The 24,784-nt window shown below is 69.0% G+C and carries 19 protein-coding genes; 8 read left to right on the forward strand and 11 right to left on the reverse strand.

Translation table 11 applies throughout. The features are described 5' to 3' along the window. Window positions 1–24: 24 nt before the first annotated feature. From mfd to AC1DJH_RS00350, 3 genes are read left to right on the forward strand one after another with little or no spacing between them, the layout of a single operon-like run. Entirely contained in the window at window positions 25–3,507 is a 3,483-nt protein-coding gene (mfd, locus tag AC1DJH_RS00340; protein ID WP_478184312.1) for a transcription-repair coupling factor, read from the forward strand. Next, window positions 3,504–4,226 carry a phosphoserine phosphatase SerB gene (gene serB, locus AC1DJH_RS00345; RefSeq protein ID WP_478184313.1) on the forward strand — a complete coding sequence of 241 codons (723 nt, stop codon included), beginning with the start codon at window positions 3,504–3,506 and terminating at the stop codon, window positions 4,224–4,226. The genes mfd and serB overlap by 4 nt, the downstream gene beginning before the upstream one ends. Beyond that, complete coding sequence (locus tag AC1DJH_RS00350) at window positions 4,223–5,296, forward strand: Ldh family oxidoreductase (RefSeq protein WP_435483657.1); 1,074 nt, start codon at window positions 4,223–4,225, stop codon at window positions 5,294–5,296. The genes serB and AC1DJH_RS00350 overlap by 4 nt, the downstream gene beginning before the upstream one ends. Window positions 5,297–5,303: 7 nt before the next feature. Here AC1DJH_RS00350 and AC1DJH_RS00355 read toward each other — a convergent pair whose 3' ends face one another. After that, window positions 5,304–5,633, reverse strand: coding sequence for a DUF6172 family protein (locus tag AC1DJH_RS00355; protein WP_435435952.1), 330 nt, complete (start codon window positions 5,631–5,633; stop codon window positions 5,304–5,306). A 72-nt stretch (window positions 5,634–5,705) separates the two neighbouring features. On the opposite strand from AC1DJH_RS00355, the gene AC1DJH_RS00360 reads away from it, so the two are divergent. After that, the gene (locus AC1DJH_RS00360) at window positions 5,706–5,933 is read left to right on the forward strand and encodes a hypothetical protein (RefSeq protein WP_435435951.1); all 228 of its coding nucleotides are present in this window, start codon (window positions 5,706–5,708) and stop codon (window positions 5,931–5,933) included. Between the two features lie 11 nt (window positions 5,934–5,944). Here AC1DJH_RS00360 and AC1DJH_RS00365 read toward each other — a convergent pair whose 3' ends face one another. Further along, window positions 5,945–7,132 carry an aminotransferase-like domain-containing protein gene (locus tag AC1DJH_RS00365; RefSeq protein WP_478184314.1) on the reverse strand — a complete coding sequence of 396 codons (1,188 nt, stop codon included), beginning with the start codon at window positions 7,130–7,132 and terminating at the stop codon, window positions 5,945–5,947. 107 nt (window positions 7,133–7,239) lie between these two features. On the opposite strand from AC1DJH_RS00365, the gene nth reads away from it, so the two are divergent. Together nth and AC1DJH_RS00375 are read left to right on the forward strand one after the other, a co-directional pair. Beyond that, window positions 7,240–7,887 carry an endonuclease III gene (gene nth / locus AC1DJH_RS00370; protein WP_478184315.1) on the forward strand — a complete coding sequence of 216 codons (648 nt, stop codon included), beginning with the start codon at window positions 7,240–7,242 and terminating at the stop codon, window positions 7,885–7,887. A gap of 32 nt (window positions 7,888–7,919) precedes the next feature. Continuing rightward, entirely contained in the window at window positions 7,920–8,762 is an 843-nt protein-coding gene (locus tag AC1DJH_RS00375) for an Ivy family c-type lysozyme inhibitor (protein ID WP_478184316.1), read from the forward strand. Window positions 8,763–8,785: 23 nt separating this feature from the next. Here AC1DJH_RS00375 and AC1DJH_RS00380 read toward each other — a convergent pair whose 3' ends face one another. Beyond that, a complete protein-coding gene (locus tag AC1DJH_RS00380; RefSeq protein WP_478184317.1) occupies window positions 8,786–10,348 on the reverse strand; it encodes a methyl-accepting chemotaxis protein in 1,563 nt (520 codons plus the stop codon). Between the two features lie 135 nt (window positions 10,349–10,483). Between AC1DJH_RS00380 and AC1DJH_RS00385 the strand changes: the two genes are divergently transcribed. After that, on the forward strand, window positions 10,484–13,228 hold the full coding sequence (locus AC1DJH_RS00385; RefSeq protein WP_478184318.1) for a LuxR C-terminal-related transcriptional regulator: 2,745 nt from the start codon (window positions 10,484–10,486) through the stop codon (window positions 13,226–13,228). 19 nt (window positions 13,229–13,247) lie between these two features. Here the strand turns inward: AC1DJH_RS00385 and AC1DJH_RS00390 are convergent, their stop codons facing one another. Genes AC1DJH_RS00390 through AC1DJH_RS00405 form a run of 4 tightly spaced genes read right to left on the reverse strand, consistent with a single transcriptional unit; the run spans window position 13,248 to window position 17,127 of the window. Then, window positions 13,248–13,823, reverse strand: coding sequence for a histidine phosphatase family protein (locus AC1DJH_RS00390; protein ID WP_478184319.1), 576 nt, complete (start codon window positions 13,821–13,823; stop codon window positions 13,248–13,250). After that, complete coding sequence (locus tag AC1DJH_RS00395; protein ID WP_478184320.1) at window positions 13,820–14,614, reverse strand: adenosylcobinamide-GDP ribazoletransferase; 795 nt, start codon at window positions 14,612–14,614, stop codon at window positions 13,820–13,822. The genes AC1DJH_RS00390 and AC1DJH_RS00395 overlap by 4 nt, the downstream gene beginning before the upstream one ends. A 15-nt stretch (window positions 14,615–14,629) precedes the next feature. Further along, window positions 14,630–15,670, reverse strand: a complete 1,041-nt coding sequence (cobT, locus tag AC1DJH_RS00400) for a nicotinate-nucleotide--dimethylbenzimidazole phosphoribosyltransferase (protein WP_478184321.1) — start codon at window positions 15,668–15,670, stop codon at window positions 14,630–14,632. After that, complete coding sequence (locus AC1DJH_RS00405; RefSeq protein WP_478184322.1) at window positions 15,667–17,127, reverse strand: cobyric acid synthase; 1,461 nt, start codon at window positions 17,125–17,127, stop codon at window positions 15,667–15,669. The genes cobT and AC1DJH_RS00405 overlap by 4 nt, the downstream gene beginning before the upstream one ends. A 154-nt stretch (window positions 17,128–17,281) precedes the next feature. Between AC1DJH_RS00405 and AC1DJH_RS00410 the strand changes: the two genes are divergently transcribed. Further along, complete coding sequence (locus tag AC1DJH_RS00410; RefSeq protein WP_472119659.1) at window positions 17,282–17,509, forward strand: hypothetical protein; 228 nt, start codon at window positions 17,282–17,284, stop codon at window positions 17,507–17,509. A gap of 64 nt (window positions 17,510–17,573) precedes the next feature. Here the strand turns inward: AC1DJH_RS00410 and AC1DJH_RS00415 are convergent, their stop codons facing one another. The 4 genes from AC1DJH_RS00415 to AC1DJH_RS00430 all read right to left on the reverse strand — a co-directional run bounded on the left by AC1DJH_RS00415 (window position 17,574) and on the right by AC1DJH_RS00430 (window position 24,685). Beyond that, complete coding sequence (locus AC1DJH_RS00415) at window positions 17,574–19,043, reverse strand: efflux transporter outer membrane subunit (protein WP_472119656.1); 1,470 nt, start codon at window positions 19,041–19,043, stop codon at window positions 17,574–17,576. An 18-nt stretch (window positions 19,044–19,061) separates the two neighbouring features. Further along, window positions 19,062–22,349, reverse strand: a complete 3,288-nt coding sequence (locus AC1DJH_RS00420; protein ID WP_478184323.1) for an efflux RND transporter permease subunit — start codon at window positions 22,347–22,349, stop codon at window positions 19,062–19,064. A 40-nt stretch (window positions 22,350–22,389) separates the two neighbouring features. Continuing rightward, the gene (locus AC1DJH_RS00425; RefSeq protein WP_435483644.1) at window positions 22,390–23,640 is read right to left on the reverse strand and encodes an efflux RND transporter periplasmic adaptor subunit; all 1,251 of its coding nucleotides are present in this window, start codon (window positions 23,638–23,640) and stop codon (window positions 22,390–22,392) included. A gap of 148 nt (window positions 23,641–23,788) precedes the next feature. After that, window positions 23,789–24,685, reverse strand: coding sequence for an alpha/beta hydrolase (locus AC1DJH_RS00430; protein WP_478184324.1), 897 nt, complete (start codon window positions 24,683–24,685; stop codon window positions 23,789–23,791). Between the last annotated feature and the right edge of the window lie 99 nt (window positions 24,686–24,784).

Raw genomic sequence — 24,784 nt, forward strand, 5'->3', positions numbered from 1 at the left:
TGTTGTGCATTTTTTAAGCGTTCCATGGACCTCCCCCACCTCACGGCGGGCAAGCGTTTCACGCTGCCGCGCCCCCCGTTGTCGGCCGACGCACTGCTGCTGGCGCAGCTGGCCATGCGCGAGAAAGCCGCGGGGCGCGCCACGGCGATGTTCACCGCCGACGCCAACGACGCGCAGCGGCTCATCGACGAAATCGCCTTCTTCGCGCCCGACCTGCGCTGCGCGCTGTTCCCCGACTGGGAAACGCTGCCCTACGACAGCTTTTCGCCGCACCAGGACCTGATCAGCGAGCGACTGGCCACCCTGTGGCGCATCAGCCAGAAAGAGGCCGACGTGGTGCTGGTGCCCGCCACCACCGCGCTCTACCGCCTGGCGCCCCCGTCCTTCCTGGCCGGCTACACCTTCCACTTCAAGGCCAAGCAGAAGCTGGAAGAGTCCAAGCTCAAGGCCCAGCTCACGCTGGCCGGCTACAGCCATGTGACCCAGGTGGTGAGCCCGGGCGAGTACGCCGTGCGCGGCGGGCTGATCGACCTGTTTCCCATGGGCTCGCTGGTGCCCTACCGCGTCGACCTGTTCGACGACGAGATCGATTCGATCCGCACCTTCGACCCCGACACCCAGCGCAGCCTGTACCCCGTGCCCGAGGTGCGCCTGCTGCCGGGGCGCGAATTCCCGATGGACGACGACGCGCGCGGGCGCTTTCGCAGCCGCTGGCGCGAGCTGCTCGAAGGCGACCCGACCAAGAGCCGCATCTACAAGGACATGGGCAACGGCGTGGCCACCGCCGGCATCGAGTACTACCTGCCGCTGTTCTTCGACGAGACGGCCACCGTGTTCGACTACCTGGGCCCCGACGCCACCGTGGTGCTGCACGGCGACCTCGAACCCGCGTTCCAGCATTTCTGGCAGGACACGAACGAGCGCTACCGGCTGGTGCAAGGCGACCCCGAACGCCCAGCGCTGCCGCCGGAGGCGCTGTTCCTGAACGCCGAGCAGTTCTATCAACGGGCCAAGCCCTATGCGCAACTCGCCATCCGCGGCGACGCCCCCACCGAAACACCGTACGCCGAGTTCGACAAGCTGCCGCCTTTCGCCGTGGTGCGCGGCGCGGAAGACCCGCTGGTCGGACTGAAGGCCCACATCAAGGCCACCCCCCACCGCGTGCTGCTGATCGCCGAGAGCGACGGCCGCCGCGAGAGCCTGCTCGACTTCCTGCGCGCCAGCGGCGTCAGCCCGCCGGCCTTCGATTCGCTGGCCGAGTTCGAAGCGTCCACCGACGAAAAAGTCGGCATCGTCACCGCCGCGCTGGCCTCGGGCTTCGCCTGGCGCGAGCAGGCCATCGACCTCGTCACCGAGACCGAGCTGTTCGCCACCGCGCCCACCACGCGCCGGCGCAACAAGCGGCAAGAACAGGTCAGCGACGTCGAGGCGCTGATCAAGGACCTGTCGGAGCTCAACGTCGGCGACCCGGTGGTCCACACCGCCCACGGCATCGGCCGCTACCGCGGCCTGATCCACATGGACTTGGGCCAGGGCGTGGATGCCGAAGGCAAGCCGCTGCTGCAGGAAATGCTGCACCTGGAGTACGCCGACAAGGCCACGCTCTACGTGCCCGTGAGCCAGTTGCACCAGATCAGCCGCTACACCGGCGTCAGCGCCGACGAGGCCCCGCTGCACAGGCTGGGCTCCGGCCAATGGGAAAAGGCCAAGCGCAAGGCCGCCGAACAGGTGCGCGACTCCGCCGCCGAGCTGCTCAACATCTACGCCCGCCGCGCCGCGCGCGAAGGCCATGCCTTCCGCTACTCGGCCGCCGACTACGAAGTGTTCGCCAACGACTTCGGCTTCCAGGAAACCGCCGACCAGAAGGCCGCGATCCACGCCGTGGTGCAGGACATGATCTCGCCCCAGCCGATGGACCGCCTGGTCTGCGGCGACGTGGGTTTCGGCAAGACCGAGGTCGCGCTGCGTGCCGCCTTCATCGCCATCACCGGCGGCAAGCAGGTGGCCTTCCTGGCGCCGACCACGCTGCTGGCCGAGCAGCACTACCAGACGCTGGTCGACCGCTTCGCCAAGTGGCCGGTGCGCGTGGCCGAGATGAGCCGCTTCCGCTCGACCAAGGAAATCAACGCCGCCGCCAAGGGGCTGGCCGAGGGCACGGTCGACATCGTGGTGGGCACGCACAAGCTGCTGTCGCCGTCGATCAAGTTCAAGAACCTGGGCCTGCTCATCATCGACGAGGAGCACCGCTTCGGCGTGCGCCATAAAGAGGCGATGAAGGCCATGCGGGCCGAGGTCGACGTGCTCACGCTCACCGCCACACCCATTCCGCGCACGCTGGGCATGGCGCTCGAAGGCCTGCGCGACCTCAGCGTGATTGCCACCGCGCCGCAACGGCGCCTGGCCATCAAGACCTTCGTGCGCAACGAAGGCACCGGCGTGATCCGCGAGGCCGTGCTGCGCGAGCTCAAGCGCGGCGGGCAGGTGTACTTCCTGCACAACGAGGTCGAGACCATCGAGAACCGGCGCCAGAAGCTCGAAGAGATACTGCCCGAGGCGCGCATCGCCGTGGCCCACGGCCAGATGCCCGAGCGCGAGCTGGAACGCGTGATGCGCGACTTCGTGGCGCAGCGCTACAACCTGCTGCTGTGCTCGACCATCATCGAGACCGGCATCGACGTGCCGACCGCCAACACCATCGTGATGAGCCGCGCCGACAAGTTCGGCCTGGCGCAGCTGCACCAGCTGCGCGGGCGCGTCGGGCGCTCGCACCACCAGGCCTATGCCTACCTGATGGTGCCGGACACCGAAGGCCTGACCAAGCAGGCCGCGCAACGCCTGGACGCCATCCAGCAGATGGAAGAGCTGGGTTCCGGCTTCTACCTCGCCATGCACGACCTGGAAATCCGCGGCACCGGCGAGGTGCTGGGCGAGAACCAGAGCGGCAACATGATGGAAATCGGCTTCCAGCTCTACAACGAGATGCTCAGCGAGGCCGTGCGCGCGCTCAAGGCCGGGCAGGAGCCCGACCTGCTGTCGCCGCTGTCGGTCACCACCGAGATCAGCCTGCACGCCCCCGCACTGCTGCCCGACGACTACTGCGGCGACGTGCACCTGCGGCTGTCGTTCTACAAGAAGCTGGCCACCGCGAAGACGCCCGACCAGATCGACACGCTGCTCGAGGAAATCGTCGACCGTTTCGGCAAGCTGCCGCCGCAGGCGCAGACGCTGATCGACACGCACCGCCTGCGCGTGCTGGCGCGCCCCTACGGCGTGATCAAGGTCGATGCCGCGCCGGGCATCATCAACATCACGTTCAAGAAGGATCCGCCGGTCGATTCGATGGCGATCATCCAGCTGATCCAGAAGAACAAGCACATCAAGCTCGCCGGCAACGAGAAGCTGCGCATCGAGCGCGAACTCAAGGAGCCGAAGGAGCGTGCGCAGATGGTGCGCGACGTGCTGCGCAGCCTCGGACAACCCATCGTCAAGGAACCCGCCCCAGCATGAGCCCCTTCAGCGCCATTCAAGAAATCTCTCCCGGCCTCGTCCTCCAGCGCGTGAAGCCGCCACTGAAGCTCGCCGACTTCAAGCTGATTGCGTTCGACATGGACTCGACGCTGATCAACATCGAATGCATCGACGAAATTGCCGACGCTGTCGGCAAAAAGGCCGAGGTGGCCGCCATCACCGAAGCCACGATGCGCGGCGAGATCAAGGACTTCAAGGAGAGCCTGCACCGCCGCGTGGCGCTGCTGCAGGGCGTGCCCGTGCAAGCCTTGCAGCAGGTGTACGACGAGCGCCTGAAGCTGAACCCCGGCGCGGCCGAACTGGTCGCGGCCTGCAAGAAGGTGGGGCTGAAAGTGCTGCTGGTGTCGGGCGGCTTCACCTTCTTCGCGAACCGCGTGAAGGACCGCCTGGGCATTGACTTCGCGCGTTCCAACCTGCTCGACGAGGCCGACGGCAAGCTCACGGGCAAAGTGGTCACGCAAAGCTGGGGCGACATCTGCGACGGCGCCGAAAAGCGCCGCACGCTGCTGGAAGTGGCGTCGCTCATGGGCATCTCCGCGCAGGAAACCATTGCGGTGGGCGACGGTGCCAACGACCTGCCGATGATGGGCGAGGCCGGCCTCTCGGTGGCCTATCACGCCAAGCCGAAGGTGCGCGAACAGGCCATGGTGGCGATCAACGAAGGCGGGCTGGACCGCGTGCTGGAGATCCTGGAATGACCGACGCCGCAGCCGACGCCCCGCTCTACCGCGCCGACGCACTCAAGGACTACGCCAGCGCCCTCCTCCAAAAAGCCGGACTCGAAGCATCCAAGTCCGACAGCGTGGCCCGCACCCTGGTCGAAGGCGACCTGCTGGGCCACGACACGCACGGCCTCGCGCTGCTGGCCGGCTATGTGAAAGAACTGGAATCGGGCGGCATGACCCGCGACGGCGCTCCCGAGCTGCTGTCGGACCGCCCCGCCGCCGTGCTGTGGGACGGCAAGCGCCTGCCCGGCCCCTGGCTCATGGACCAGGCCATGGACCTGCTGGTGCCGCGCGCCCGCGAACTGGGCACGGCCTCGCTCGTCATCCGCCGCAGCCACCACATCGCCTGCCTCGCGGTCTACATGCTGCGCGCGCTGCAGGAAGACATGCTCATGCTGCTGGCCTGCTCCGACCCCAACGCGGCCAGCGTCGCCCCCTTCGGCGGCACGCAGGCCGTGTTCACGCCCAACCCGCTGGCCATGGGCTTCCCGTTGTCGCAGGGCGGCGTGATGGTCGACATCTCGGCCTCCATCACCACCAACGGCATGAGCAACCGCAAGCGCGCGGCCGGCGAGACCTTCGCCGAGGACTGGCTGATCGACGCCGCCGGCAAGCCGTCGAACAACCCGCAGGTGCTGTTCGACCAGCCGCCCGGCACACTGCTGCCCGTGGGTGGCCTGAGCCACGGCCACAAGGGCTACGGCATGGCGCTGCTGGTGGAAACGCTCACGGCCGGCCTCGCAGGCCACGGCCGGGCCGATCCGCCCGAAGGCTGGGGTGCAACGGTGCACATCACGCTGCACGACCTGAACGCCTTCGGCGGCAAGGAGGCGTTTCTGCGCCAGATGGACCACGTGGCCGCGCAATGCCGCAACAACACGCCCATCGACCCGGCCAAGCCTGTGCGGCTGCCGGGCGAAGGCGGATTGAAGCGTCGGGAAGCGCAAGCTGCGAACGGGGTGCGGCTGCACCCGTCGATTGCGCGCTCGCTGCAGGATGCGGAGCAGCGGCACGGCCTGCGGTTGGCGCAGGCCCTGGTCTGAGCCAGTCTCAGTCTTCGGATTCTTCGGTCGAATCCGGGGCGCCTTCGCCCGGCGCGCGCGGCTTGCGCTTGCCCGGCTTGGCCACGACCTCGACATAGAACTGCGTGCCGGCCTCCTTGACCACACCGTCGATCAGCCCGGTAATGGCGGAAAGGTGGACAACTTCGGCCGATTCCTCGGCTGTGCCGAACTTGCAATCGAAGTCCCAGAAGTCCGAGCCTTCGGGCAGAACGCGCCGGCGTTCACGCTTGATGTACTTGCGAATCTCGTGCTTGATGGCTTCGAGGTGACGGTCGGGGTGCTTGCCCTCGACCTGAAGCTGAAAGGTTTTTCTCATGGGTGATGGTAACCAATGGCCCCCGGCCGTCCTGTGTACAGTCGGCGGCTCTATTGAAAGCAGGTGAAAAATATGGCGCGCGCGAACGACTGGGCAAGCAAGGTGATGGCATTGATCAACGGTGGCAACCCCAGCGCGGCCATTGCGCAGATCAAGGTGGCGCCCACGGTCAAGGACCTGAAGGCGCTGCAGACCATCATGACGCTGTCCAAGATGAAAGGCCGCTATCCGAACGTGGACGCGGCCGTGGCGGACAACCTGAACCTGCTGGCAGCGCCCCGGCTGCACCGCTCCCCTTGATGGCCTGAGCGTTACAGCGCCTGGCCGAGGCGCTTGACGCCTTCCTCGATCCTGGCCACGTCGGCCGTGGCAAAGCTCAGGCGCAGGGTGGCCACATCGGGGTTCTCGGCGAAGAACGGCGCGCCGGGCACAAAGGCCACCAGCTTCTCGATCGCCCGCTTGGCCAGCACATTGGCATCGGCCAGCTTGCCGTTGGCGCCGGTCAGGCGCGCCCAGAAGAACAAACCGCCGTGGGGCTGCGTGAAGCTCACCGCGTCGCCCAGTTCGCGCTTCAGCGCAGCGCCCATGGCCTGGGCGCGCTGGCCGTACACCTCGCGCACATGCACCAGCGTGCCGGGCATGCGCCCGCTCTTGAGGTACTGCGCGGCGGTGGCCTGCGCGAAGGTGCTGGTGTGCGCGTCGCTGAACTGCTTGCACATGGTGGCCTTGGACAGCAACTCGGCCGGCGCGATCATCCAGCCGATGCGCAGGCCGGGGCTCAGCACCTTGCTCAGGCTGCCGCAGTGGGCAATGAGTTCGCGGCTGAAGGGCACGTCCTTGGCGAGCGCCAGGATCGACGGCGGCGGCGCCTCGCCGAAGTACAGGTCGCCGTAGGGGTCGTCTTCCACCACGAGCGTCTGGTACTTCACGGCCAGTTCCAGCACCTTCTTGCGGCGCTCCAGGCTCAGCATGGCGCCGCTGGGGTTGCCGAAGGTGGGGATCAGGTAGACGAACTTGGGCTTGTGCTCGGCGATGAGCTTTTCCAGCTCGTCGGTCTTCACGCCGTTCTCGTCGATGGGCGCGCTGATGAGCTGCGCGCCGTACAGGCGGAAGCACTGGATCGTGGCCAGGAAGGTCGGGCCTTCGACGATCACCTTGTCGCCGGGCGAGATCATGGTCTTGCCCAGCAGGTCGAGCGCCTGCTGGCTGCCGGTGGTGACGATCAGGCCGCTGGGGTCGACGTCGACGCCCTTGGTCTTCATGAAGGCGCTGAGCTGCGTGCGCAGCGGCTCGTAGCCCTCGGTGGCACCGTATTGCAGCGCGCCGCCGGGTTCCTCGGTGAGCGCCTTCTGGCTCGCCTCCCTGAGGCCCTCGACGTCGAACATGGCGCTGTCCGGAAAGCCGCCCGCGAAACTGATGATGCCGGGCGTGCCCAGCAGCTTGAAGAGTTCGCGGATGGCGGAGGTTTCGACGTTGTCGAGGCGGGAGGCGAATTGCATGGTCGGGCTCACTTTCTGGGCGACATTGTCGCGAAAGCCGCGGGCAATAAAGCTGCGTAGGGCCATGTCCTTTCAACGATATATTGCGCTACCGCCGACCCCGCTCCATGAAAAAAGACAACATCCCCCTCTTCTTCGCCACCCTGCAGGCGGCCAACCCCGAGCCCCGGACCGAACTCGAATACACCACGCCCTTCGAACTGCTGGCCGCCGTGCTGCTCTCCGCGCAGGCCACCGACGTGGGTGTGAACAAGGCTACGGCGAAGTTGTTTCCAGTGGCGAACACGCCGCAGGCCATCTACGACCTGGGCGTGGAAGGGCTCGAGGACTACATCAAGACCATCGGCCTGTACCGCAGCAAGGCCAAGCACCTGATCGAGACCTGCCGCATGCTGGTGGTGCTGCACGGCGGCGAGGTGCCGCGCACGCGCGCAGAGCTGGAAGCCCTGCCCGGCGTGGGCCGCAAGACCGCCAACGTGGTGCTGAACGTGGCCTTCGGCGAGGCGACCATCGCGGTCGACACGCACATCTTCCGCGTGGGTAACCGCACCGGCCTGGCGCCGGGCAAGACGCCGCTGGACGTGGAACTCAAGCTCGAGAAGCGCGTGCCCCCGCAATACCGCCTGCACGCGCACCACTGGCTGATATTGCACGGGCGCTACGTGTGCGTGGCGCGCAAGCCGCGCTGCTGGGAGTGTGCGGTGCACACTTTCTGCGCCTACAAGCCGAAGACGCCCGCGCCCAAGGCGACATGACCGGCACGACCGGCTAGACCACCCCGCAAAGAATGACGACACAGACAAAGCACTCCTCGACGCTGCTTGCGGCCGCAACGCTGGCAGCCCTGCTCCCGGCCGCGGCCTGGTCGCAGCAAACAGCCGGCCTGCAGCCCGACGCCATGGCGCTCTACGGCGGGCGCTGGTCCACCGCCTGCGCCGACGCCTCCGCGCCCACGCTGCAGGTGCGCCAGGACATGCTGATCGCCGAAAGCGGCAAGCGCCGCGTGGTCGGCCGTGCGCCGCAAACGGCCTACAGCTTCTTCGGCAACAGCCCGCCGCCGGCCGGCTTCGACGTGGCGCTGATCAGCGAGGCCCCCAAGGCGGGCGTCATGACCTTCCTGGTCTACCGCGACGCGCGCGGCCAGTCGATCACGCTGGACGCCGACAAACCCGTTGCCGGCCAGCTCGGTCCCGAGATGATGAAGCTGCGCTACTGGCGCTGCGACGGCGCTGCCCGCGCGGCGCCCCCGCCCGCCGAGGCCCCGGCCGCCAAGGCCCCGCCGCCGCCCACCGGCAGCCCCGCCGCCCTGGCGCAGGGCCCTGCCATGCAGAAGGCCTGGCGCGCTGCGCTCGGCGCGCGCGAGAACGACCGATGGCTGGTGCGCCGCGAAGGCCCGGCGCCCGAGCCGCAATGGGTCACGGTCGAGGGCACGCGCTACCTGCTGCACGCCTTCTGCAAGCCACACGACTGCTACGACAACAACGCCGTCGCCCTGTACGACCAGGGCTCGGGCCGCATCTACGGGCTGGTGCAGCGCGACGGGCGCAACCGCCTGGTCGGCGCGCCGCCGGCCGCGCTGGCACCGCAACTGGAAAAGCTCTGGCGCGCGCAGTGGCGCCAGAAGAACTGAGCCGGACTCAACCGGATGAAGGCTCAGCGCAGCTTGAACATGCTGACCGCGTCGACCAGCCCCGCGGCCTGATCGTTCATCGACTGCGCGGCGGCCGAGGCCTCCTCCACCAGCGCCGCGTTCTGCTGGGTCGTGCGGTCCATCTGCTTGATGGCGTCGTTGACCTGCTCGATGCCGGTCGACTGCTCCTGGCTGGCCGAGGTGATCTCGGCCATGATGTCCGTCACCCGCCGCACGCTGCCCATGATTTCTTCCATGGTCTTGCCGGCCTCGTTGACCAGCGCGCTGCCCGCGTGAACCTCGCTCACCGAGTCGCCGATCAGCGTCTTGATTTCCTTGGCCGCCGCCGCCGAGCGCTGGGCCAGGTTGCGCACCTCCGAGGCCACCACGGCAAAGCCCCGCCCCTGCTCGCCGGCGCGGGCCGCCTCCACCGCCGCATTCAGCGCCAGGATGTTGGTCTGGAACGAAATGCCGTCGATCACGCCGATGATCTCCTCCACCTTGCGGGACGACGCATTGATCGACGCCATCTTCTCCACCACCTGGTCGACCACCGCGCCGCCGCGCGACGCCACCTGGGAGGCCGAGTCGGCCAACTGGTTGGCCAGGCGCGCGTTGTCCGCGTTCTGCTTCACGGTGGACGTGAGCTCCTGCATGGACGCCGCCGTCTGCTCCAGCGAGCTGGCCTGCTCCTCGGTGCGCGACGACAGGTCGCGGTTGCCCGTGGCGATCTGGCCTGACGCCGTGGCGATGGAATTGGTGCCCGCGCGCACCTGCCCGACCACCTTGGCCAGTTCGTCGTTCATGGAGCGCAGCGCGTTCATCAGCAGGCCGGACTCCGACCTGTCGGCCACCTCGATGCGCGCCGTCAGGTCGCCGGAGGCCACCTGCTGCGCCACCGTCACCGCCTGGCCCAGCGGCACGGTGATGGAGCGCGTCATGCGGAACGCCAGCAGCAGCCCGCCCACCAGCGACGCGCCGCTGATCGACAGGATGATCCACTTGGCCCGCTGGTAGGCCGCCTGGGCGGACGCCGCACTGTCGTCGGCGCTTTTCTTCAGCAACTGCTGAAAGGTGGAGACATGCGCCAGCACCTGGTTGAGCAGCGGCATGCATTCCTGCGTCAGCACCTTGACCGCTGCCTCGGTCTGGTTCGAGGTCGCCAGCGTCAGCACCTTGGTGGCAATGGGCAGGTACTGCGCCTCCAGGGCACGCAGCTTGTCCAGCATCTGGCGCTCGTCGGCATTGCTGGAGCCCGCGTCGGCCATGACCGTGGCCAGGTTCTGCAGTCCGGTGTCGATCTCGCGCTGGGAGCGCGCCACCAGGTCGACGTCGCCCTTCTGCGCGGCCGGGTCCGTCACCAGGGCCAGGTTGCGCGCCGCAATGGCCCGCTTGCCGATGGCCGACTGCACGTTGTTCAGCTGGTCGAGCTTGCGCGCCCCCACCTCGGTCGCGAACGCGATGCGCTCCGACAGGTTCGCCATCTCGTGCAGGCCGATGCCCGCGATGACGAGTTGCAACAACAGCAACAGCGAAAAACCCAGTCCCAGGCGGGCGCCGATTTTGAAATTCGAGAGATCGAACATGTGCAGGACTCCATGGTGGTTCATCACGTCATCGGCCGCCTTTGCACGTTGCACCCCACCCTTGATGGGCGGGGTGGGCAAACCCTCGAACATGGGATACATATGGCCTGCGGGATGCATGAGAATCCGGGGCAGATGCAAGCTGCACGCCACCCCGGAACACCCTCACTGCGCACCCGAAGCCGCCGCCTGCTGGCCCGTCAGGGCCTGCTCGCCCGGCTGTCCGCGCCCGACCACCGCCGCTGCATCGTGCTGCAGGCGCCCGCCGGCTTCGGCAAGAGTTCGCTGTTGCTCACCTGGCAGCGTGAACTCGTCGCCGCAGGCACCGACATCGCCTGGGTGAAGCTGGACAGCCTCGCGGAGGGCGACCTGCATTTCATGACGGCGCTCATGGCGGCCCTGGCCGCGGTCGACCCTGCGATTCCCCGGCGCGCCGTGGCACACGCCCGCCCCGACGCCGACGCGATCGAGCGGCTGGTCATCGCGCTGGTGCAGGGCATTGCAGCCCATGGCCGCAAGCTCGTGCTGATCGTGGACGACGTGCACAGCGCACAAAGCGAGAACGTGCTGAACGCCTTGCAACTGCTCGTCGCGTACGCACCGCCGAACCTGCGCTGTGTCTTTGCCAGCCGAGACAGCCTGCCGACGACGCTGGCACCGGCCCCGGGGTCGAACAGCGCGCTGGAACTGCGCAGCGACGACCTGCGCTTCAGCCTGCCGGAATCGATCGACTACCTGCGGATGCGCCTGCCCGACATCGACGAGCGCACCGCCTCGGCCATCCATCGCCTGAGCCAGGGATGGCCGGGCCTGCTGCGGCTGGCGAGCGCCGTGTTGCGCCGCCGGCGCGGCACGCAGCCGCTGTTGCCTCCGCCCGAGGGCATGGCCGAGCTCGCGCCGTTTGCCGCGTATTTCGCCGCCCATGTCTTTCCCCGGCTCTCCGCGACGCAGCTGCGCCTGCTCACCCTCTGCGCCGCCCCCACCCGCTTCAGCGCATCGCTGTGCGCCGAGCTGGCCGGCGCCGGGTACGGTGCGTCGCTGTGCGCGGAGTTGCTGGCCCCTCTGGCGCGCGACGGCCTCTTGTCGGTCGTGCCGCAAAGCCCGGCCGGCGAGCGCTGGTGGCAACTGCACCCGCTGCTGCGCCGCGTGCTGCTGGCGCGCCTGGCGTCGTGGCCCGAGGCCGAGCGCCTGAGGCTGCATGCGAAGGCCTGGCCACCGCTCGCGGTCAGGGGCATGCACCACCAGGCCGTGCGGCACGCGCTGGCCGCGAACGACACGCAGACGGCCACCAGGTTGGCCGAGCGCGGCGCGGCGGCGCTGTTCGTCCAGGGCCAGGTGGTCGAAGCCATCGCCCTGGTGCGCCAACTCGACCCCGCGACGCTGGAAGGCAACGCCAACCTGCGGCTGTGGACGGCCTGGGTCGCGCTGGCCGACTACCGGCTGGACGACTGCGCGCGCAGCATCGCCCGGCTGCGCGCTGCGCCGCACGAGCTCGCGCCCGCCATGCGCTACCGGCTGACCCTGCTCGACTGCCTGCTCGCGATCCGGCACGACGACAGCGACGCGCTTGCGCAGCGGCTCCCCGAGCTGCTGGCACCGCCGGCGGCCGCCGACGAATTCTCCAGGGCCGGCCGGCGCAACGTGCTGACCTGGCTGCACCTGCGCAACGGCGAGTTCGAGCGGGCGCGGCAGATCCAGCACGACGAACCGATGGCCACGGTCAACGGCGAGCCCGTCGTCGAGACGCTGTTCGGCTCGCTGGTGGGCCAGTGCCTGATCGGCCTGTCCTACGCCATCGAAGGCCAGATGCACCGCGCGGAACGCATCTACCGCAACGTGCTGCGCGAGATGCAGGAACGCGGCACGCGCTGCGCAGAGGCGGCGCGGCTGACGGCCCAGTTGCTGGCCGAGGTGCTGTACGAACAGCAAGGCCCGGTGGTGGCCGCGCGTTTCATCGAGGAACAGCCGGGCACGCAGGACGGGCTGATCCCCGACACCACACTGCGGATGATCATCGTGTCGAACCGCGCGCAGCAGGCCGCCGGCCGGTGGGGCGAAGCCCTCGCCCACCTCGGGCAGTCCGCGAGCCTCCTGCAGCGCCTGGGGCTGGACCACGCGCTGGCCTGCGTGCTGCTCGAGCAGCTTCGGATCCAGCTGGCGCGGCACGACGCCGATGCGGCCCGGGTGTCCCTGCAGGACATCGAGGCGCTGCATGCCCGGCGTCCGGGCGCCGAGTCGAGCGCCTTGCGGCAGGTGGCCGACGTGCTGGAGCAGGCGCGCATCCGCATGGCCATGCACGAGGGCCAGCCGGCCGCCCTGCAGCTGGCGCTGTCGAAGATCGAGGCCCTGGCGCAGCGCTACAGGCAGCGCGGCCAGGTCGGCCTCGTGACCGCGCTGCAGCTGCAGGCGGCCGAGGTCGAGCGCCGGCTCGGGCGCGCCGAGGCTTCGTGCGCGCGCGTCCGGGCGGCCCTTCGCATGGGTCACCGGCTGGGCCTGATGCAGACCCTGCTGGGCGCCCACGACAACGCATTGCACTTGATCCAGGCCACGCGCACGGTGCCCAGCCTCGACCCCGTGCTGGTGTTCTTCATCGAGCGCATCGAGGCGCTGGCGCGGTCGCAGCGCGACGAACACACCGTGCCGCCGGCCGTCCGCTTTCAGGACGACCGAGGCCTGACCCGGCTGCTCACGCTGCGCGAGGCCGAAATTGCCGAGTTGCTGGTGCAGCCGATGCCGAACAAGAAGATCGCGCTCACGCTCGGCCTGTCGCTCGACACGGTGAAGTGGCACCTGAAGAACATCTACCTGAAGCTCGACGCGCACGGGCGCGACGCCGTGGCCGAACGCATGCGGCTGGAACGCGGGCACAACGGCAAGTAGCCGCCGCGGCGTCAGTGCGTCAGCGGCCGGGCGAATCGTCGAAAGTGAGCCAGCCGCCGAAGGCGAGCTCGCCCGCGGGCCAGTCGGCAGCCGCTTCTGCGCAGCGAACGCCGCGCTGCAGCAGCGTCACGGCGCGCAGCACGCCTGCATGCGTGACCCACAGCGCATCGCCTTCGCCGGCCAGCCATTCGTCGTGCGCGGCGGCCACGCGCTGCATGAAGGCGCGCACGCTCTCGCCGTGGGCGCCGGCGGGTGCGTCGGCGAAGTCGGCCGTCCATGCCTCGAGGTCTTGACGCGGAATGGCCGACCATGGCCGGCCCTCCCAGGCGCCGAAGTTCATCTCTGCCAGGCGGGCGTCGTGCTGCACAGCCAGGTCGGGACGCAGCGCCGCGATGGCATCGGCCAGTTCGGCGCAGCGCCGCAGCGGCGAACTGCGCAGGCGGAGCCCGGCGGGCAGCAAGGGCGCGATGCGCTGCGCGGCCGCCAGCGTGGCCTGCGCGTGCGCCTGGAGGTTCGTGGCGCCGTAGCAGAGGCCGGGTTCGGCCACCACCGGCGCATGGCGCTGGAGCCAGAGCGTTCTTCGGGGAAGGCTCATGCGTGCCACGCCAGCGCGAGGTAGATCGCCAGTTCGCAGACCTGCTGGGTCGCGCCGAGGCCGTCGCCGGTGAAGCCCTGCAGCCGGCGCACGAACAGCCGCGCCATCCAGCCCGCCGCCGCCACCGCCGCAAGCAGGGCTCCGCCCACGTGCGCCGCGTCGTGCGCGCACAGCAGCAACGCCACGGCCGGGACCGCCCACATGAAGGCAATGCACAGCGCGCCCCGGCTGATCGCGTCCGCCAGCGGCTTCGCCTTGCTCGCCCCGCTGTCGCCCACATAGGGCAGCCAGCGGATCAGGAACAGCGGCATCAGCCGCGACAGCACGTGCGCGCCGACGATGGCCACGGCCGCCGCCTGCCACCCGCGCGCGGCCAGCGCGGCGAGCAGCGCGAACTTCAGGCCCAAGGCCAGCACCAGCGCCACCGCGCCGAAGGCGCCGATGCGCGAGTCCTTCATGATCTCCAGCGCCCGGTCGCGGTTCGCGGAACCGCCCAGGCCGTCGGCCACGTCGGCCAGCCCGTCTTCATGGAAGGCGCCGGTCAGCATCACCGTGGCCACGGTGCTCAGCACGGCGGCCGCCAACGCCCCGCCCACGCCGGGCAAGCCCATGCCCACCCCCACGAACACCAGCGCCGCCACCGCGCCCACCAGCCAGCCGATGCCGGGCAGGTGCGCCGCGCTGGCGCGCAGCATCTGCGGGCTGAAGCCGACCCACGCCGCAAGCGGCCCGGTGACGGGCACGCGCGTGAAGAACTGCAGCGCCAGAAGAAAGTGGCGAACGCCGTTCATCGATGGCATCCGGCCTCAGGCGTCCTTGCGCGACACGCCCGCCGCCTCGAAGCTGGCCATCTCGCGCAGGATGCGGCAGGCCGACTCGAGCAGCGGCCACACCAGCGCCCCGCCCGAGCCTTCGCCCAGGCGCAGGTCGAGGTGCAGCAACGGATCGAGCGCCAGGTGCGCCAGCAGCAGCGCGTGGCCCGGTTCGGCCGAGCAATGCGCCGCCACGCAGCGCTGCACCACATGGGGCCGCAGCGCCTGCGCCACCAGCACGGCGGAGCTGGCGATGAAGCCGTCCAGCACGATCACGCGGCGCTCCTCGGCCGCCTGCAGCACCGCGCCGACCAGCGTCGCGATCTCGAAACCGCCGAAGGCCGCCAGTGCATCCAGCGGGGCCACGGCCGATGCGTGCAAAGCGAGCACCTGTCGCAGCACCTCGCGCTTGCGCTGCAGGCCGGCCGCATCCAGCCCGGTGCCGGCGCCGATGCAGGCGTCCAGGTCCAGCCCGCCCAGCCGCGACAGCAGCAGTGCCGCCGACGAGCTATTGCCGATGCCCATTTCGCCCAGCAGCAGCGCATTGCCCGGCAGCGCGCGCACCACCTCGCGCCCGTTGGCGATGGCCTGCGCGCATTGCGCCGCGCTCATGGCGGGGCCGGCGGACGCATCGGCAGTGCCTTCGGCGATGCGGCGCGACACCAGCCCAAGCCGGGCCTGGAAGTCGCGCCGCACGCCGCAGTCGACCACCGTGAGCGCCAGGCCGTGCTGGCGTGCGAGCACGCTCACCGCCGCGCCGCCGGCCAGGAAGTTCTCGACCATCTGCCAGGTCACGTCGCTCGGGTAGGCCGAGACACCGCGCGCCGCCAGCCCGTGGTCGCCCGCGCACACCAGCATCTGCGGGGCCTGGAGCACCGGTTGCTCGCTGCCGAGGATGGCGCCGATGCGCAGGGCCAGCGTTTCGAGCCGGCCGAGCGCGCCCTGAGGCTTGGTCTTGTTGTCGAGCGCGCCTTGCAGCCGGGCGGCCAGCGCCGCGTCGGCGAGGTCGGGAATGGTGGGAATGAAGTCGGTCATGCAATCAGTCCGGCAAGCACGCCGGCGTCGAAGTGGGTGTCGATGAAATCGGCCAGGCCGTCGAAGGTGGCGTCCAGCGTGGGCGCGGACGCGCCGAACAGCGCCTGCAGCGCACCCGGGTCCTCGAACAGGCCGTGAAGGTAGATGCCCAGCACATTGCCGCGCGTGTTCTGCCAGGCCAGCCCGTCGGGCATCACGGCCTGGCCGGCCTGTGCCATCTGCGGGTGCTCGGCGGTCTGGCCGTGGTGAATCTCGTAGCCGGTCACGCTCACGCCCGACAACGCGCCCCACGCGCCGTTCAGCGCGCCGAAGCGTGCGGCGCGGTGGCGCACCGTTTTCTCGCGCGCGAACACCGTCACCAGCGGCAGCAGGCCGAGCCCCGGCGCATTGCCGTCGATGCCGTGCGGATCGACCAGCGCCTCGCCCAGCATCTGCAGCCCGCCGCAGATGCCCAGCACCGCGCCGCCACGTTCGGCATGCGCGGCCACGGCGCGGTCCAGCCCCTGCGCGCGCAGCCAGGCCAGGTCACCGCTGGTGTGCTTGGAGCCGGGCAGCACGATCCAGTCGGCGCCAGCCACGTCGGCCGGCGTGCGTGCCCACACCAGCCGCACGCCGGGCACGTTCTTCAATGCCTGGAACTCGTCGAGGTTGCTGATGCGCGGGTACGCCACCACCGCCACCGTGCGGGTGACCGCGCCGCTGGCCCGGCTTCGGTCGTCGAACACGCCGTCTTCCTCGGGCAGGCCGTGCTGCCACCACATGGGCAGCGTGGCCACGGTGGGCACGCCGGTCAGTTCCTGCAATTGCTGCGGCGCGGGCGCCAGCAGCGAGGCGTCGCCGCGGAACTTGTTGAGCACGAAGCCGCGCAGCAGCGCACGGTCGGCCTCCGGCAACAGCGCCCACGTGCCGTAGAGGTGCGCGAAGGCGCCGCCGCGGTCGATGTCGGTGGCCAGCAGGCAGCGCGCCTGGGCGTGGCGGGCGATGCGCATGTTGACGATGTCGCTGGCCATCAGGTTGATCTCTGCCGGCGAGCCGGCGCCTTCGATCACCACCACGTCGTTCTCGGCACGCAGCTCGTCCAGCGCCTGCGCGATCTGCGGCCACACCCGCTGGCTGCGGCCGCGCCAGGGCAAGGCCGAGAGTTCCTCGCTCACCTGCCCCATCAGCACCACCTGGCTGTGGGTGTCGCGCTCGGGCTTGAGCAGCAGCGGGTTCATTCGCACATCGGGCACGGCGTTGGCGGCCAGCGCCTGGAAGTACTGGGCGCTGCCGATTTCGCCGCCGCCCACCACGCGGGCGTTGTTGCTCATGTTCTGCGCCTTGAAGGGTGCCACCTTCAGGCCCCGGCGCGCATACCAGCGGCACAGCGCCGTGGCCAGCCAGCTCTTGCCGGCCCCGCTGGTGGTGCCCAGGACCATGACGCACTGCGCCGGTCCGCTTTTCGCCTTTGAACTCATCGGCGGATTGTCGTTGAGCCGGATTCAGTGCAATGGACACAGACGAAATGCGACATTTTTCACACCGCAAGCGTTGTAAACGCCGTCGGTAAATCCAAAAGTCTTCCAGGTGCGTAAACAGAACACACAGACAACACATTGCATCCAGGGACCCATGCCAGCCTTGAACGATTTGGCCCTTGCCGTCGAAGAACGTGAACCCGGCCAGTTTTTCTGGACGCTCCTCGAAGCCCACCATGGCGGCGAGTCGTCCGAAACGCTCGACTACCGCGTCTACCGCGCCGCCACGAAACCGCAGACCAGCTATTCCAACGCCCTGGCCATGGGCGTGTCGGAGCTCAAGAAAATAAGCGCCGCCGCAAACCCAGCCGGCAACGACTGAGCCTGCGGCGGCGCAAAGACCGCCTTGCGGCGTTCAGGCTTTCAATCTCTCGAATACGAACCGCTCAGCGCGCCGCCACCGTCTGCGCGGGAGCGTCCCAGCCCCCGCCGATGGCGCGGATCAGGCCCACAGCCGCCTGGTACTGCGCCGACTTCACCTGCAGCGCCTGGCGGCGGTTGCGCAGCTCGCTGCGGCGCGCGTCCAGCAGGTCGAGCTGGCTGATGTAGCCGTTGCGGTAGCGCGTGTCCGACAGGCTGGTGGCGCGCTGTGCCGAGGTCACGGCCTGCGCCTGCACCACCGACTGCTCCTGCAGGATGCGGATGGCCGACAGCTGGTCTTCGACCTCCTGGAACGCCACCAGCACCTGCGTGCGGTAGCTGGCCAGCGCACCATCGAGCTGCGCATTGGCGCCCTGCACGCCCGCCTCGCGGCGCCCGCCGTCGAAGATCGGCAGCGACAGCAGCGCACCCACGCCCCAGGAGCGGGCCGACCACTTGAACAGGTCGCCGATTTCGGGCGAGGCATAGCCGGCCGCGCCGGTCAGCGAGATGTCCGGAAACCAGGCCGTTTGCGCCACGCCCACGCGGGCCTGCGCGGCCAGCACGGCGCTCTGCGCGGCCGACACGTCGGGCCGGCGCGTGAGCACCGTGCCGGGAACGCCCGGCGGGATGGACGGCAGCGCCGTCGCCCATTCGTCGCTGCGCAGCCCGAAGCTGGAGGCCGAATCGCCCACCAGCACGGCCAGCGCGTGCTCCACCTGGGCGCGCTGGCGATCGAGCGCGAGCGCGTCCGATTCGGTGGACGACACCTCGGTCTGCACGCGGGCCACGTCGAGCTCGGCGATGTCGCCGGCCTGCTCGCGGCGCTGCGTCAGGCGCAGCGTGTCGCGGTAGGCCTCGACCTGTTCGCGCACCAGGGCGCGCTCGGCGTCGAGCGCGCGCAGCTGCAGGTAGGTCTGCGCCACCTCGGCCTGCACCGCCAGGCGGGTGCTTTGCAGCAGCGCCTCGCGGCCGGCCGCATCCAGCTTGGCCGCGTTGCTGGCGCCCGACAGGCGTCCGAACAGGTCGACCTCGTAGGAGAAGGTGGCGCCGATGTTGGTGATGGTCGCCGGGCGGGTGCTGGCCGTGGCCTTGTCCAGCCCCGCGCCGCGGTTGGCACCGGCCCCCAGGCCGATCTGCGGCAGGCGGTCGGCGTTGGCGCTGCGCGCCAGCGCGCGGGCCTCGGCCAGCCGCGCGGCAGCGGCCTGGATGTTGTTGTTGTTCACGTCGGCCTTCTCGACCAGCGCATTGAGCGCCGGGTCGTTGAACGCCAGCCACCAGGCGCCGCGCGCCTGCGCCTCGGCAGGCAGGGCCCGCGTGAAGCCGGCCGGCGGCGTGGCGCCCTGCTCCTTGAACTGGGCCGTGGTCGTGATCTCGGGCACGCCCGAGGGCACGGTGGCACAGCCCGCCAGCACCAGGGCGGCCATCAGAGGCAGCAGCGCCGTGCGAAATGCGTGAAGCGGCTTCTTCACCAAAGGTTGTACTGAGAATTTCATGATCAGCTTTCTTCTCGATCAGTCATGCGAACCGTGCGAAGGGCGCGGCGAGGCGGGCACCGGGTGCAAGCCACCACCACCCGAACCGCCGTGCGGGCCTTGCGGTGCAGGCGTTGCCGGATGCTCCGCCGACACGAACTCGTCGCCGTGCGGCACCTGGCCATGCAGCTTGAGCGGCTTGTTGCCCGCCAGGCGGCGCAGCAGCACATAGAAAACCGGCGTCAGGAACAGGCCGAAGGCCGTCACGCCGATCATTCCGGAGAACACCGCCACGCCCATCGCCTTGCGCATTTCGGAGCCCGCGCCGGTGGACAGCACCAGGGGCAGCACACCCATCACGAAGGCCAGCGAGGTCATCAGGATCGGGCGCAGGCGCAGGCGGCTGGCTTCGATGGCGGCTTGCACCGGCGTTCGCCCGGCGAACTCCAGCTCCCGTGCGAACTCCACGATCAGGATCGCGTTCTTCGCACTGAGCCCCACCAGCACGATCAACCCGATCTGCGTGAAGACGTTGTTGTCACCCCCCGATATCCACACCCCCGCCATCGCGGCCATGATGCCCATGGGCACGATCAGGATGATCGCGATCGGCAGCGTCAGGCTTTCGTACTGCGCGGCCAGCACCAGGAACACCAGCAGGATGGCCAGCGGGAACACCAGGAAGGCGGAGTTGCCGGCCAAAATTTCCTGGTAGGTCAGCTCGGTCCATTCGAAGCTCACGCCCTTGGGCAGCGTCTCGGCCGCGATCTTGGTGATCGCGTCCTGCGCCTGGCCCGACGAGTAGCCCGGTGCCGGGCCGCCGTTGATGTCGGCGGCCAGGTAGCCGTTGTAGCGCATGGCGCGTTCCGGCCCGAAGGTCGAATTGACCTTCATCAGCGCGGCCAGCGGCACCATCTCGCCCGAGGTCGAGCGCACCTTCAGCAGGCCCACGTCTTCGGCACGGGCGCGGTAAGGCGCGTCGGCCTGCACCCGCACGGAGTACGTGCGGCCGAACTTGTTGAAGTCGTTCGCGTACAGGCTGCCGAGGTAGATCTGCATGGTGTCGAAGATGTCCGTCACCGGCACGCCGAGCTGGCGGGCCTTGGTGCGGTCGATGTCCGCGTACAGCTGCGGCACGTTGACCTGCCAGCTGGTGAACATGCCGGCCAGCTCGGGCGCGGCCTGCGCCTTGGCCATGAAGGCCTTCACCGCCTGGTCCATCTGGTCGTAGCCGACCGATGCGCGGTCTTCCAGCTGCAGCTTGAAGCCGCCCGTGGTGCCCAGGCCCGCCACCGGCGGCGGCGGGAACATCACGATGAACGCGTCCTGGATGCCCGCGAAGGCGCCGTTGAGCTGGCCGGCCACGGCGTTGCCGCTCTGGTCGGGGCGCTTGCGCTGGTCGAAGGGCTTGAGCGTGGCGAACACGATGCCCGAGTTCGAGCTGTTGGTGAAGCCGTTGATCGACAGGCCCGGGAACGAGATGGCGTCCTCGATGTTCGGGTTCTTCTTCATGATCTCGCCCATGCGGGTGATCACGTCTTCCGTGCGGTCAAGCGTGGCGCCGTCGGGCAGTTGCGCAAAACCGATCAGGTATTGCTTGTCCTGCGCCGGCACGAAGCCGCCGGGCACCGCCTTGAACAGGCCGAAGGTCACCGCGACCAGCGCCACGTAGATCACCAGCATCAGCGACTTGCGCGAGATGACGCTCTTCACGCCGCCGCTGTAGGCTTCCGAACCGCGATGGAACAGGCGGTTGAAGCCGCGGAACAGCCAGCCGAACGCACGGTCCATGCCGCGCGTGAGCGCGTCCTTGGGTTGGTCGTGGCCGCGCAGCAGCAAGGCGGCGAGCGCGGGCGACAGCGTGAGCGAGTTGATGGCCGAGATCACCGTCGAGATGGCGATGGTCACCGCGAACTGCTTGTAGAACTGCCCCGTGAGACCGCTGATGAACGCCAGCGGCACGAACACGGCCACCAGCACCAGCGCGATCGCGATGATGGGGCCCGACACTTCGCGCATGGCACGGTACGTGGCCTCACGCGGCGAGAGCCCCGCCTCGATGTTGCGCTCCACGTTCTCCACCACCACGATGGCGTCGTCCACCACGATGCCGATGGCCAGCACCAGCCCGAACAGGCTCAGCGCGTTGATCGAGAAGCCCAGCACATGCAGCACCGCGAAGGTACCGATCACCGACACCGGCACGGCCAGCAGCGGAATGATGGAAGCGCGCCACGTCTGCAGGAACAGGATCACCACCAGCACCACCAGCAGGATGGCTTCGAGCAGCGTGTGGATCACCGATTCGATCGACGCCCGCACGAACTGCGTCGGGTCGTAGGCAATGCGGTATTCCAGGCCTTCGGGCATGTTCTTGTTGAGCTCTTCCATCGTCTTGCGCACGTTGGAAGAAATGTCGAGCGCGTTGGAGCCCGGTGCCTGGAACACGCCCATGCCGACGGCGGGGTCGTTGTTCAGCAGCGAACGCAGCGAATAGTCGGCCGCGCCCATCTCCAGGCGGCCGATGTCGCGCAGCCGGGTCACGGCGCCGTCGGTGCCGCTCTTGACGATGATGTCGCCGAACTCTTCCTCGCTCTGCAGGCGCCCTTGCGCATTGATCGACAGCTGCATGTCCACGCCCGACAGGCCCGGCGATGCGCCGACCACGCCGGCCGCGGCCTGCACGTTCTGGCCACGGATGGCGGCCACCACGTCGCTGGCCGAGAGGCCGCGCTGCGCGACCTTCTGCGGGTCGAGCCAGACGCGCATCGAGTAGTCGCCGCCGCCGAAGATCTGCACCTGGCCCACGCCTTCGATGCGCGCGAGCGGGTCCTTCACGTTCAGCACCGCGTAGTTGCGCAGGTAGTTGATGTCGTAGCGGTTGTTCGGCGAGACGAGGTGGACCACCATCGTCAGGTCTGGCGCGCTCTTGACGGTCGTGATGCCCAGGCGGCGCACTTCCTCGGGCAGGCGCGGCTCGGCTTGCGAGACGCGGTTCTGCACCAGTTGCTGGGCCTTGTCGGGGTCGGTGCCGAGGCGGAACGTGACGGTCAGCGTGAGCACGCCGTCGGTGGTCGCCTGGCTGCCCATGTAGAGCATGCCTTCGACGCCGTTGATCTGCTCTTCGAGCGGGGTGGCGACGGTTTCAGCGATCACCTTCGGGTTGGCGCCCGGGTACGTGGCGCGCACCACCACCGAGGGCGGCGCAACTTCCGGGTACTCCGAGATCGGCAGCCCGCGAAGCGCGATCAGGCCGGCTATCAGCATCAATAGCGACAGCACGCCGGCAAAGATCGGCCGGTCGATGAAGAATTTTGAGAGATTCATGTTGGTTCTCCGGCGGGCGCGGATGCGCCCTCCTCCGAAATCAGGACTTGGCCGCTTCCGCGACGCGTTCCGGTTGTTGTTGCTTGGGGTCGGCCTTGGCGTCCATGGTCACTTGCTGCGGCGCCACCAGCGCACCCGGGCGGATGTGCTGCAGGCCGTTGACCACCACGCGGTCGCCCGCCTTCAGGCCCTTGCTCACGACACGCAGGCCGTTGATGGAGGCGCCCAGCGTCACTTCGCGGTAGGCCGCCTTGTTGTCTTCACCCACGACCATCACGAACTTCTTGTTCTGGTCGGTGCCGATGGCGCGTTCGCTCACCAGAAGCGCGGTGTCGTTGCGGGCCTGGCCCATGCGGATGCGGGCGAACTGGCCCGGAATGAGCGCGCCGTCCTTGTTGTCGAACGAGGCGCGCACGCGCACCGTGCCGCTCTTGGCGTCGACCTGGTTGTCGATCAGCTGCAGCTTGCCGGTGAAGGGCGTGCCGTCGAGGCCGGCGGTGCCCATCTGCACGGGAATCGAATCGATGAGGCCGCGTGCGCTGGAGCCGCTCGGCAGGTCTTTCAGGGCGCGGGTGATGACCTGCTCGTCGGCATCGAAGCTCGCGTAGATCGGGCTCACCGAGACCAGCGTGGTCAGCACCGGGGCGCCCGGACCGGCCGCCACCAGGTTGCCCACCGTCACCTCGATCTTGCCGATGCGGCCCGACACGGGGGCACGCACCTGCGTGTAGCCCAGGCTCAGGCGCGCGGTCTGCAGCTGGGCTTGCGCCGCGCGCAGGTTGGCGTTGGCCTCGCTGCCGGCGTTCACGCGCTCGTCGTACTCGCGCTGGGCAATGGCCTTGTCGTCCCACAGCCGCTTGGCACGCTCCTGCTCGCTGCGGCTGAACGATTGGCGGGCCTGTGCAGAGGCGACTTGCGCCTCGGCGCGCTCGACCTCGGCCGCATACGGCGCGGGGTCGATGGTGACCAGCAGGTCGCCCTGCTTCACCAGCGTGCCTTCACGGAAATGCACCGCCTGCACGGCGCCCGCCACGCGGGAGCGCACATCGACGCGCTCGACGGCTTCGAGCCGGCCCGAGAACTCGTCCCAGGCGTTGATCTCGCTCGACGCCACGGTGGCCACCGACACGGGCGTGGCAGGCGGCGCCGCCGGCGCGTTGTTCGCTTCGGCCTTGAAGCTGTGCATGCCCAGCACGGCGGCGGCCACGGCCAGCACCGCAGTCAGGCCGGTCACGGCGGGCCACAGTCCCTTGGGGGTGGTGGAAGACAGCTTTTTTTCGTTGTTCGACATGATGGTTCGTCCTTCTCGATGACTTTTGGGATGCGACAGGCCAGCCCGGCGCTTTTCGGCACCAGGAGGCGAAATTCAGGAAAAAAAGGGCCCTCGCACGCTGCCGCGCTGGCAGCGTGTCGATCAGGCAGCCGGGGCGGGCTGGGTGCTAACTGGGGTGGTTGGTCGCCGCGCCCGAAGGCACGGCCGGTGGCGTGGTGGCGCTGAAGAACTCACGGAAGTGCCGCTGCACCGTGGCCTCGCAGGCCACGCAACCCGTGTTCTCGGTGTCGTAGAGCGCCTTGGGCCAGTTCGAGGCGCTGGGCAGCACGCTGCTCGTCACCTCGATGCCGGCGCCTCGCAGGCGGTTGGCGAAGGCCATGGCCTCGTCGTGCATTGCGTCGTCCGCGCCTACCAGCACGAGGGCCGGTGCCAGCGCGGCCAGCCGCAGCGAACCGCTGGGCACCGCATAGGGGTGCGTCGCGTTCGAGGGGCAGCTCAGGTACTTTTCCCAGCCGCTGGCCCAGCGGCACTCGGCCGCATCGTTGGTGGCCTTGCGCAGCGAGGCGGTGCCGGCGCACGGATCCAGCATGGGCGACAGCAGAATCTGCCCGGCGATCGGCGGATGCGCCCGGTCACGGGCAATCAGCGCCACCGCGGCGGCCAGGTTGCCGCCGGCTTCCTCGCCGGCCAGGTACACCTGCGTGCCCTTGCCACCGAGCTTGGTGCGTTGCTTGTAGAGCCATTCGAGGGCGGCGTAGCCCACCTCGATGGGTTCCGGGAAAGGCGATTCGGGCGCCAGCGGATAAGCCACCGACACCACCACCGCCCCCGCGCCGGCCAGCAGCCGGGCCACGTTGCGCCCGTTGTCCAGGTTGCCGCACACGAAGGTGCCGCCATGGAAGTGCAGCACCAGCGGCGCCACGTCCGCCTTGGCACGCTGGCCGTACACGCGGGCACGAACCGCCTCGCGACCGGGCAGCTCGATCGAAAGATCGGCTTCCACGCCTTGCACCGCGGCGCGGGCGGCAGCTTCGGCAGAAAGGGACGATGGAGCGGGTGACATGGGCGACCTCGGGTAATTGGGCGATGGATGAAATATAAGGCGCGGGCTGTGACGTTAAACAGGGTTCATGCCCTTACTCTGTTTCCAATCCGCTAACAA

This window comes from Variovorax sp. 10N412 (genome assembly GCF_056394985.1).